This window comes from Burkholderia sp. E168m23 (assembly GCF_016586125.1).
Lineage (GTDB): Bacteria > Pseudomonadota > Gammaproteobacteria > Burkholderiales > Burkholderiaceae > Burkholderia > Burkholderia orbicola.
Genome location: NZ_BCPP01000163.1, coordinates 1 through 9,432, shown reverse-complemented (window position 1 = coordinate 9,432; position 9,432 = coordinate 1). Strand labels below are relative to the sequence as shown.

Genomic DNA, 9,432 nt, shown 5'->3' with positions numbered 1-9,432 from the left:
CGTTCCGACGTGCAGACCTATCAGCAGATCCGCGAAACGCTCGAAGGCGAGGCCGGCCGCATCAACGGCCGTTTCTCGCAGCTCGACTGGACGCCGATCCAGTACCTGAACCGCAAGTACGAGCGCAACCTGCTGATGGCGTTCTTCCGGATATCGCAGGTCGGCTACGTGACGCCGCTGCGCGACGGGATGAACCTCGTCGCGAAGGAATACGTCGCATCGCAGGACCCGGCCGATCCGGGCGTGCTGGTGCTGTCGGAGTTCGCGGGCGCGGCGGCCGAGCTGACTGGCGCGCTGCTCGTCAATCCGTACGACCTGTCGCAGATGGCCGAGGCGCTCGAACGCGCGCTGTCGATGCCGCTCGCGGAGCGGCAGGCGCGTCACGAGCAGAATCTCGCGCGGCTGCGCGAGAACGACCTGTCGGTGTGGCGCGATACGTTCGTCGCCGACCTGCGCAGCGTCGCGGCGGCGGCGTCGGTCACGCGGCGTGCGGGCCGGCGCGTCGCGCATGCGTGAGTCCGCGCCGGGCGCCGGTAGCGACGACGAAGCGGCCGACGATACCGCCGGCCGTTTCTTCGTCGTGACGGGCGGCCCGGGTTCGGGCAAGAGCACGTTGCTCGATGCGCTCGAACGTGCCGGGTACGCACGTTCGCAGGAGGCCGGACGCGGCGTGATCCGCGACCAGATGGCCATCGACGGTCCGGCGCTGCCGTGGCGCGACCCGGCTGCGTTCGCCGAACTGATGCTGGGCTGGGAGATGCGGTCCTACCATCTCGCGCGGCAAGCCCGCGGGCCGGTGTTCTTCGACCGCGGCGTGCCGGACGTGATCGGCTATCTGCAGTTGACCGGGTTGGCGGTACCCGCGCACGCGGAAGCCGCGGCGCGGCGTTTCCGCTATCACCGCCGCGTGTTCATCGCGCCGCCGTGGCCCGACATCTATGCGCAGGACGCCGAGCGCCGGCAGGATTTCGCGGAAGCGGTGCGGACCCATGACGCGATGGTCGATTGCTATACGTCGTACGGCTATCGGCTGATCGAGTTGCCGCGCGTGAGCGTGAAGGCGCGCGTGCGCTTCGTGATGGACACGCTCGACGCGGCCTGATGCCCGCCGCGGGTGTGGCGCACGGCGGCGGGTGTCAGGCCGCCGTGTCCGGCCGCGGCGACGCGATGCGCAGCAGGCTGACGACCGCGGCCACCGCCGCGAACACCGTGGCGACATAGAGCGCGATCGTCGGCCCGCGGTCGGGCGCGAGCCCGAAAATCAGCGCGACGAGCGCCGCGCCGAGCGTCTGGCCCGTCAGGCGCGCGGTGCTCAACATGCCGCCGGCGCCGCCGCTGCGCTCGCGCGGCGCCGACGACAGCATCGCGCGGTTGTTCGGCGACTGGAACAGCCCGAAGCCCGCGCCGCACAGCGCCATCCGCCACACGATGTCGACCGTGCCCGGGTGTGCACCGATCGTCGCGAGCGACAGCAGCCCGGCGGCGAACAGTGCAAGCCCGATCCCGCCGAGAATGCCGGCCGAATAGCGGTCCGACAGCACGCCCGCGAGCGGCGCGGCGAACACGATCACGAGCGGCCATGGCGTCATGTAGAGGCCCGTCTCGACCTGCGAGAAACCGAGCGAATTCTGCAGCCAGAACGGCAGCGCGACGAACGCGAGCATCTGCGACGTGAACGACGCCGTCGACGTGTAGACCGACAGCGCGAACATCGGGATGCGCATCAGGTCGACGGGCAGGAGCGGCGCCGGCTGCGACAACTGACGCTTCACGAAGAAGTAGCCGACCACGAACGCGACGGCCAGTTCGGCCGCGACGTACGCATGACCTTCGCCGTGACCGAGCCCGTCGACGGCCGTGATCAGCAGGCCGAACACGCATGCGTTCATCAGCGCGCTCGGGAAGTCGTACGGCGCGTCGTGCAGCGGGTTGGCCGGCAGCGCCCGCACGCTGCCGAGCACGGCCGCGATGCCGATCGGCACGTTGACCGCGAACAGCCACGGCCACGACGCGAACGACAGGATCGCGGATGCGACCGTCGGCCCGATCGCCGACGACAGCGCGACTACCATCGCGTTGATCGACAGCCCGCGCCCGAGCAACGACGACGGGTAGATCATCCGCACGAGCGCCGCGTTGACGCTCATGATGCCGGCCGCGCCGAACCCCTGGATCACGCGCATCACGGCCAGCATCGGCAGTGAGCCGGCCAGCGCGCAGCCGAGCGACGCCGCGGTGAACAGCGCGAGCCCGGCGATGTAGATGCGGCGATAGCCGATGCGTTCGCCGAGCGACGCGAGCGGCAGCAGCGTGATCGTGACTGCGAGCTGGTACGCGTTGACGATCCAGATCGACGCGGCGTCGGACGCGTGCAGGTCGCGTGCGATGGTCGGCAAGGCGACGTTGGCGATGGCGCCGTCGAGCACGGCGAGCGTGATGCCCAGGGCGACGCAGACGATCGCCCAGTAGCGTTGCGGAAGCGGCAGGCCGGTATCGGCGTTCATGACGGGAGCGAGAGCAGGGTTGTCCGCGCGCCCGGTTGCAGGTTGCGTGCGCAACCATGTGCAAGGGTGGCGGCGATGAACGGCCCGGCCGGCGCGGCTGCACCGGCGCGGGGCCGGTCGAGTGTATCACCGGGCCGCATCGCGCGACGCCAAGCCGCGCGCTGGCCGGCTGGCGTGTGCATTCAGCCTTCGAAGTCGAGACCGCCGAGCCGCACGAGCGGCTCGGCCTGCGTACGCGACGCGAGATCGATGTCGCGCGCGCTTTGCCATGCGCCGAGCTTTCTCGGCAGCGCGGCGAGATAGTGCTCGAAGCGCTCCCGGCCGTCCGGTTCCATCAGCCGCTCGATCTCGTCGGTGTCCCACGTCAGCTCGAGATTCAGCGGATGCACGAAGCCGCTCACGTGCTCGTGCGGCGCGCTGCGGATCTGGACGCGCGTCGGGTGTCCGTGCCCGCCATAGGGGACGACGTCGGTCTGCACGTGTTCCGCGAAGAACGCGGCGATCGCCTGCGCGATGCGCGGTGCGAATTCGGTATCGAAACGGCGGGCGGTTTCGGGCTGCATGAAGGCGTCTCCTGTGTGCCGAAAATCGTAGCACGGCGACGACGCGTTTCGGCGCGAGCGATACCGGTAATCGCGCGTTACCACTTGCTGCATCTATTACGGCCGCGCACCGCCACAATGCATCCCATCCAGTACCACTTCGCGTGGGAGTCCATCATGAAAAAGATTGCCGCAGTGTGTGTCCTTGCCGGTTCGCTCGCGGTCGCAGGCCCGGCGTCCGCGCATGGCCGCGACGGGGGCGCCGTGATCGGCGCATTGATCGGCGGCGCGGTGCTGGGCGCGATCGTGACGTCGGCGATGAATCCGCCCGTCGCGTATCAGGCACCCGTGTACCAGGCGTCGGCCTATCAGCCGCCGACGTACTACCAGGCGCCTGCGTACCAGCAGCCGGCCTACCCGACCTATCAGCAGGCGCAGTACCAGGATGACGGCCCGAACTATTGCTACGACCGCTACCAGCGTGCGTATGTGTGCGGAGCGCCGGTGCAGGGCGGGTACGCGCGGCCGGCCGGCTGGTAATTCAAGCACGCGTGGCGCGAGCGGATTCCGGGCTGCTCGGCCAGCAGCGGTCGACGTTTGCTTCGCCGGGCCGAACGACGAAAGGCCCTCGCTCGATGCGAGGGCCTTCGTCTTTTGTGTGGCCGTTCGTTCGCCTGCGGGGCGTGCCGCAGGCCATCAGCTAGCCGTGCGCGGATACAAACGGTTGCAATTGCGCGTCAGTGGCGATGGCCGCCGCCGTCGCCGCGACCGTGTCCGCCGCCGCCGCCTTCGTTCCAGTCGCCGCGGCGTCCGCCGCCGCGCCACCAGCCGTTGCCGCGGTTGCCGCGATCGCCGTCCCAGTGATGGTAGTCGCGCCGGCCGCGATCCCAGTCGCGTCCGCCGCCACCGCCCCAGATGTTCACCGTGCCGTACACGGGAGACGGGGCGTACGCATAGCCGGGATCGGAATAGTAGGGCTGGCCGTAGCCGTATCCGGCGTCCGGGGCGACGACGCAGCCGGCCAGCAGGGTGGCGACGCCGGCGGCAGCAATGAGCTTCAGCATGATGTTCTCCGTTGGTTGCGCTATAAGTACCGCGCCCGGGGATTGCCGGCTGTTTGCAATTGTGTCGCCAAATTACAGCTTCGTAAGGTCTTGCGACGAAAGTGTTAGCATCCGGGGCTCATTTGTTTTTCAGGAGCACATCGATGACATTCGCGATCCGGGCCGCGCTGGCCGCCCTCTGCGTGACGACCGCCGCCGCATGCGTGGCCGCGCCGGCCTCCGCGCCCGCCGTGCCGGCCGAGTCGATCAAGATGTTCCCGCAGGCCGCGACCGGCCAGCAGCGCGTCGTGATCGCGCTGCCCGCGCTCGAGAACGAGGGCGATGCGCGCGTCGAGCTGATGATTGGCAAGACGCTGCAGACCGACTGCAACCAGCAGTGGTTCGGCGGCGAGCTGACCGCCGAGGACGTGAAGGGCTGGGGCTATACGTATTACCGGCTCACCGACGTAAAGGGGCCGGCATCGACGCTGATGGCGTGCCCGGGCCAGGCGCCGCAGCAACGGTTCGTGCAGGTGCGCGGCGACGGTCAACTGCTGCGCTACAACAGCCGCCTGCCGCTCGTCGTCTATGTACCGGACGGCTTCGACGTGCGTTATCGCGTGTGGCACGCGTCGAAGGACGTGCAGCAGGCTGCGAAGCAGTAACCTTTCCTTTCGGCGGCGTCCTGCCGCTACACACTGGCCGCGCTGCTCGTACCGACGAGCGCCGGCCAAGCGGCCAGCGCGGCCTGCGCAATGGCCTCCAGATCGCGGCGGCTCGCGCCGTCGCGCGCCTGGATCGACATGCCCTGCTGAACCGTCACGTAGTAGCGGGCGATCGCATCGAGATTCGCGTGCGCGGATATTTCGCCGGTCGCGACGCCTTGCGCGAGGCGTTCCCGCAACGCGTCGACCGTGCCCTCGCGCATCCCGATCAGCGTTTGCCGGACCATGTCCGAACGTTCGGCCGGATGCAGCGCCGACAGCACGATCAGGCAGCCGGCCGGCTTCGAGCGCCGCGTGAACACGCGTGCGGTATCCATCAGGTAGCTCTGCACGGCGTCGTACGCGCTCGCCGCCCGTTCGACACCCCCCCAGATTTCCTGTCCCTCGGTTGCGCGGTAATGCTCGAGCGCTTGCCGGAACAACGCTTCCTTGCTGCCGAAGGCCGCATACAGGCTCGGCGACGCGATGCCCATCGCGGCCGTCAGGTCCGTCATCGACGCCCCTTCGTAGCCGAGACGCCAGAACACCTCCATCGCGCGATCCAGCGCCGCTTCCTTGTCGAAGCTTCTCGGTCGGCCTCGTTCAGCCATTGCGTCCGTCCCTTCGTCGATATCTGTATCGATCGATAAAATAAATCAATTGACTGTGCGGCGCAACTTGCCACATTCTGTGTTGGTCGTTACATAAATGAGGAAAGGAACCGACATGAATCGACTTCAGGGCAAGCGTGCACTCATCACGGGCGGCAGCCGCGGCATCGGCGCGGCGATCGCGAAACGGCTGGCGGCCGATGGCGCGGACGTCGCGATCACGTATGAAAAATCGGCTGAGCGGGCACAGGCCGTGGTTGCCGGCATCGAGGCGCTGGGCCGCAGGGCCGTTGCGATCCAGGCCGACAGCGCCGATCCGGTCGCCGTGCGCAACGCGGTCGATCGTGCCGCGGAAGTGCTCGGCGGTCTCGACATCCTCGTCAACAACGCGGGGATTTTCCGGGCCGGTGCGGTGGACGACCTCACGCTCGACGATATCGACGCGACGCTGAACGTGAACGTGCGTGCGGTGATCGTCGCGTCGCAGGCAGCGGCGCGGCACCTCGGGGAGGGCGGGCGCATCGTGTCGACCGGCAGTTGCCTCGCGACGCGCGTGCCCGATGCGGGGATGAGCCTCTATGCGGCGAGCAAGGCTGCGTTGATCGGCTGGACGCAAGGGCTCGCGCGCGACCTCGGCGCGCGCGGCATCACGGTCAACATCGTGCATCCGGGGTCGACCGATACCGACATGAACCCTGCCGATGGCGAGCATGCCGATGCGCAACGTTCGCGGATGGCGATTCAGCAGTACGGCAAGGCCGACGACGTGGCCGCGCTCGTGGCGTTCGTCGTCGGGCCGGAAGGGCGATCGATCAACGGGACCGGGTTGACGATCGACGGCGGGGCGAATGCGTAAACGCCGATGCCCGGCGCGGGTTTGCCGGGTGGAGGTTCGTTCTTTGTTCGTCGTTGTTCGTTATTGGCAGCCGAGGCGCTGGTGCTCGGCTTCCAGGTCGGCCCGTTTGTCGTAGGCGCGTAGTTCGTTGCGCGGCTTGCCGTCCGGGCTCATCCCGCGCACGACCTTCTGGCTGCGGTCGGGCGAGTGAGTGACCGCGTCGATGCCGGCGGCCAGTTCCCGGCAGCGGGCGTCGGAGGAGGTGCTTTCCGGGCGGGGTGCGGCCGACGCAGTGACGTTGGCGATGCCCGGGCTGACGTAGCGCTGTTTCGCAGCGGTCGTGCCGGCGTCGGCGGCATTTGCCGTGGCGGTCATCGTTGAAAGCGCGGCGAGTGCCGCGATCGTTCGAATCATTCGAGAAGTCCGTGTGCTGAACCGAAGAAGGTTCGGAATTCTACGCAATGTTCGCTGCATGTCTGCGGCGAATGGACGAGGTGTGGTCGCGTGTCGCACGTCGTGGTGAACGGTTGATTGCCCCATCTTCGTGTGCTGCGCTGCATGCGCCAGCAACATCTCCCAGACAGCAAAAAGCCCGCTTGCTTTCGCAAAGCGGGCTTCGGCATTTGGTTGCGGGGGTAGGATTTGAACCTACGACCTTCGGGTTATGAGCCCGACGAGCTGCCAGACTGCTCCACCCCGCGGCGCGAAGTGTACTTCGGGTTGATGCGGGGAGTCAATCGATTCCTGCGACGACGGGTTGATCCCATATCGGGCCTGTTCCTTGAAACGACTGCCGCGCAGTGAAGCCGATGCGTACCGCCGCAAATTTTTCACACTCGCCACAATATTCGCGCGCCTGAAACGTCTTCAGACGCATGGAACCGCCACCCACTTCGCAACCGATGACCGACTCAGACCGCGACATCACTGCGACAGTGATGCGTGAACGAACGAGGCTAGGGAATTTCATTCGGCGCCGGATTCGCGACCCGGACGATGCCGAGGACGTTCTGCAGGATGTGCTTCACGAATTCGTACAGGCTTATCGACTGCCTGCGCCGATCGAACAGGCGAGCGCGTGGCTGTTCCGTACCGCGCGCAATCGCATCATCGATCGTTTTCGCAAGAAGAAGGAGCAGCCGCTGACCGATCTGCTCGGTGTCGAGGACGAAGCGGACAGCGAGTATCGCCTGGATCTTGCGCTACCGTCGCACGATGCCGGCCCTGAAGCGCTCTACGCTCGCACGCTGTTACTCAAGGCGTTGCAGGGTGCGCTCGACGAATTGCCGGCGAATCAGCGCGAGGTTTTCATCGCGCACGAACTGGAAGGGCTGTCGTTCAAGGAGATGGCCGCGCAAAGCGGCGTCACCCTCAATACGCTGCTCGCGCGCAAACGCTATGCGGTCCTGCATCTGCGTGCTCGACTGCAACCCATTTATGACGAACTGGATAACTAGAGGAGTCGACGGATGAATTTTCGAATCAGATGTGCGGGCAAAGCGCTGCTCGTGGTGGTCGCCATCGGCGTGCTCGGATGGGTCGTCATGATGCTGTGGAACTGGGTGATTCCGGGGTTATTCGTCGGTGCCCGGACGATCGACTTCGCCCATGCGCTGGGCCTGCTCGTGTTGAGCCGCATCCTGTTCGGCGGATTCCGCGGACACCGCGGCTGGCACGGCCGACGTCACTGGCGCAAGTGGGAAGCCATGACGCCTGAAGAACGCGAGCAGTTTCGGGCCGCATGGCGATCGCGCGGCAAGCGGGCCACGGAGGAGTGAACATGCGTGAGAAATCAGTGGCCGACTGCAAGCAGAAGGCGGGCGTGATTGCGCCCGTCGTCGATCTGAAACGTTGTGAAGGGAAGGGGGATTGCGTCACTGTTTGCCCGGAGAACGTGTTCGAGGTCCGGCGCATCGATCAGGGCGATTATCTCGAGCTCGGTTTGATGCATCGCTTGAAGCTGCGCGTGCATGGAATGAAAGTCGCGTACACGCCGAATGCGCAAGCCTGCCGGTCATGCGGGCTTTGCGTGACGGCGTGCCCTGAACGCGCGATTACGCTTGCTCGACTGGCATAGCGTCACCCGTGTTTGCTGATGATGGAGTGATAGCGCCGCAGGCCTGATGGCGGATAGCGGTCGCTGGAAACGCCGTCTACGTGATCAATCTCGTCAAGGAATGCACTTGGTTTCTACCACCCACGCTCTTTTGCAACGGCTTCATGAAGAGAGCCAGCGCGAAATCATCGCCCGCGCACGCGCGCAGTTTCAGGGGCCGAACGAGGCGTTTCCGACGCTCGTCGACGAATACGAAGCACTCGCTCCGAGGTTGCGAGGGCGGTTTCTCGAAACGTTCGGCTTGTTCACCGAAGATTTCGAGTCATCGGCAGGCAGTGCTTTATCGTTGGCCGTATCGGCGGAAACGGGAAGGTTCTTGCGCAACATGGTGCTCGCGCAACGGCCGACCAGAATCCTCGAACTCGGCAGTTCGTGCGGCGTGTCGACTTTGTATTTCGCCGACGCGTTGCGCACGCTGGGCCGTGGCGTGGTCATCGCGACCGAATGCGATGCGCTCAAGTGCGCGCGTTTGCGGGCTCATGTCGAAGCTGCGGGTCTGGATGCCTATGTCGACTTGAGGGAAGGCGATGTGTTCGAGACGGTTGCCGCGCTGGATGGGACCGTCGACATGGTGTTTATCGATGTCTGGGCCGACGCCTATCTGAAGCTGTTCAAGCAGATCGAGCGCTTGCTGCGGCCGGGATCGGTCGTGCTGGCTGACAACATGTACACGGCCGAGGACGCCGTTCGACCTTACAAGCGCTACCTCAACGAGGATCCGCGGTTTTCGACCACGACGCTGGATTTTGAGTCGGGGGTTGAGTTTACGGTTGTCGTGGCTTGAGGGGAGTTTCTTGTGAATCCGGAGGCATGGAGACTTGGCTGGTCCCGACAGAATTCATGCGTCAATGGCAGCGGGGAATTGCGGACGGGTTTTGGAAATTTATATCCCCCAAAACACCCCCAAAAAAATCGTAGTTGTTGATGTCCGCACAGAACTGACCCACTAGAGCTGCAAATTTTCATCGAATTTTGACCCACGTGATTGAATGCCCTGCTCAATCTTTGAGCAGGGGATACAAAGGTGATCACGGTGGGCATATTGGCCAAGATCAGGCGGATGTATTTCCGCGAGAT

The 9,432-nt window shown here is 65.6% G+C and carries 15 protein-coding genes and 1 tRNA gene; 9 read left to right on the top strand and 7 right to left on the bottom strand.

Translation table 11 applies throughout. From position 1 onward, the window contains the following. Together JMF90_RS11265 and JMF90_RS11260 are read left to right on the top strand one after the other, a co-directional pair. Nucleotides 1-516: trehalose-6-phosphate synthase (locus JMF90_RS11265; protein WP_201325110.1), on the top strand; the 516-nt coding region annotated here is incomplete at its 5' end. Next, complete coding sequence (locus JMF90_RS11260) at nucleotides 509-1,102, top strand: AAA family ATPase (RefSeq protein WP_011545920.1); 594 nt, start codon at nucleotides 509-511, stop codon at nucleotides 1,100-1,102. The genes JMF90_RS11265 and JMF90_RS11260, both read left to right, overlap by 8 nt. Before the next feature lie 34 nt (nucleotides 1,103-1,136). On the opposite strand, the gene JMF90_RS11255 is transcribed toward JMF90_RS11260, so the two are convergent. Further along, a complete protein-coding gene (locus JMF90_RS11255) occupies nucleotides 1,137-2,504 on the bottom strand; it encodes an MFS transporter (protein ID WP_011545919.1) in 1,368 nt (455 codons plus the stop codon). A gap of 182 nt (nucleotides 2,505-2,686) precedes the next feature. Continuing rightward, nucleotides 2,687-3,067, bottom strand: coding sequence for a DUF5594 family protein (locus JMF90_RS11250; protein WP_011545918.1), 381 nt, complete (start codon nucleotides 3,065-3,067; stop codon nucleotides 2,687-2,689). Nucleotides 3,068-3,223: 156 nt separating this feature from the next. Between JMF90_RS11250 and JMF90_RS11245 the strand changes: the two genes are divergently transcribed. After that, a complete protein-coding gene (locus JMF90_RS11245) occupies nucleotides 3,224-3,586 on the top strand; it encodes a hypothetical protein (RefSeq protein WP_011694351.1) in 363 nt (120 codons plus the stop codon). A gap of 197 nt (nucleotides 3,587-3,783) precedes the next feature. Here the strand turns inward: JMF90_RS11245 and JMF90_RS11240 are convergent, their stop codons facing one another. Beyond that, nucleotides 3,784-4,110, bottom strand: a complete 327-nt coding sequence (locus tag JMF90_RS11240; RefSeq protein ID WP_006478153.1) for a hypothetical protein — start codon at nucleotides 4,108-4,110, stop codon at nucleotides 3,784-3,786. A 143-nt stretch (nucleotides 4,111-4,253) separates the two neighbouring features. On the opposite strand from JMF90_RS11240, the gene eco reads away from it, so the two are divergent. Continuing rightward, nucleotides 4,254-4,754 (top strand): serine protease inhibitor ecotin, encoded by a 501-nt coding sequence (gene eco, locus JMF90_RS11235; RefSeq protein ID WP_011545916.1) that lies wholly within the window; start codon nucleotides 4,254-4,256, stop codon nucleotides 4,752-4,754. A gap of 26 nt (nucleotides 4,755-4,780) precedes the next feature. Here eco and JMF90_RS11230 read toward each other — a convergent pair whose 3' ends face one another. Next, on the bottom strand, nucleotides 4,781-5,404 hold the full coding sequence (locus JMF90_RS11230; RefSeq protein ID WP_006478155.1) for a TetR/AcrR family transcriptional regulator: 624 nt from the start codon (nucleotides 5,402-5,404) through the stop codon (nucleotides 4,781-4,783). 115 nt (nucleotides 5,405-5,519) lie between these two features. Here JMF90_RS11230 and JMF90_RS11225 point away from each other — a divergent pair, with 115 nt between their 5' ends. After that, nucleotides 5,520-6,260 carry an SDR family NAD(P)-dependent oxidoreductase gene (locus tag JMF90_RS11225; RefSeq protein ID WP_011545915.1) on the top strand — a complete coding sequence of 247 codons (741 nt, stop codon included), beginning with the start codon at nucleotides 5,520-5,522 and terminating at the stop codon, nucleotides 6,258-6,260. A 60-nt stretch (nucleotides 6,261-6,320) separates the two neighbouring features. Here the strand turns inward: JMF90_RS11225 and JMF90_RS11220 are convergent, their stop codons facing one another. From JMF90_RS11220 to JMF90_RS11210, 3 genes are all read right to left on the bottom strand, one after another. Next, nucleotides 6,321-6,653: a hypothetical protein gene (locus JMF90_RS11220; RefSeq protein ID WP_197285591.1), complete on the bottom strand. Its 333-nt coding sequence runs from the start codon at nucleotides 6,651-6,653 to the stop codon at nucleotides 6,321-6,323. A 210-nt stretch (nucleotides 6,654-6,863) separates the two neighbouring features. After that, nucleotides 6,864-6,940, bottom strand: a tRNA-Met gene (locus JMF90_RS11215). 32 nt (nucleotides 6,941-6,972) lie between these two features. Next, nucleotides 6,973-7,116 carry a hypothetical protein gene (locus JMF90_RS11210; protein WP_155123325.1) on the bottom strand — a complete coding sequence of 48 codons (144 nt, stop codon included), beginning with the start codon at nucleotides 7,114-7,116 and terminating at the stop codon, nucleotides 6,973-6,975. Between JMF90_RS11210 and JMF90_RS11205 the strand changes: the two genes are divergently transcribed. The 4 genes from JMF90_RS11205 (at nucleotide 7,115) to JMF90_RS11190 (ending at nucleotide 9,139) form a co-directional block, all read left to right on the top strand. Then, nucleotides 7,115-7,696 (top strand): RNA polymerase sigma factor, encoded by a 582-nt coding sequence (locus tag JMF90_RS11205; protein WP_011694350.1) that lies wholly within the window; start codon nucleotides 7,115-7,117, stop codon nucleotides 7,694-7,696. The two genes, JMF90_RS11210 and JMF90_RS11205, sit on opposite strands and share 2 nt — an antisense overlap. 12 nt (nucleotides 7,697-7,708) lie before the next feature. After that, entirely contained in the window at nucleotides 7,709-8,017 is a 309-nt protein-coding gene (locus JMF90_RS11200; protein WP_011545912.1) for a hypothetical protein, read from the top strand. Nucleotides 8,018-8,019: 2 nt separating this feature from the next. Continuing rightward, complete coding sequence (locus tag JMF90_RS11195; protein WP_011545911.1) at nucleotides 8,020-8,316, top strand: 4Fe-4S binding protein; 297 nt, start codon at nucleotides 8,020-8,022, stop codon at nucleotides 8,314-8,316. A gap of 100 nt (nucleotides 8,317-8,416) precedes the next feature. Further along, nucleotides 8,417-9,139, top strand: a complete 723-nt coding sequence (locus tag JMF90_RS11190; RefSeq protein ID WP_374039655.1) for an O-methyltransferase — start codon at nucleotides 8,417-8,419, stop codon at nucleotides 9,137-9,139. The last annotated feature ends 293 nt before the right edge of the window (nucleotides 9,140-9,432 follow it).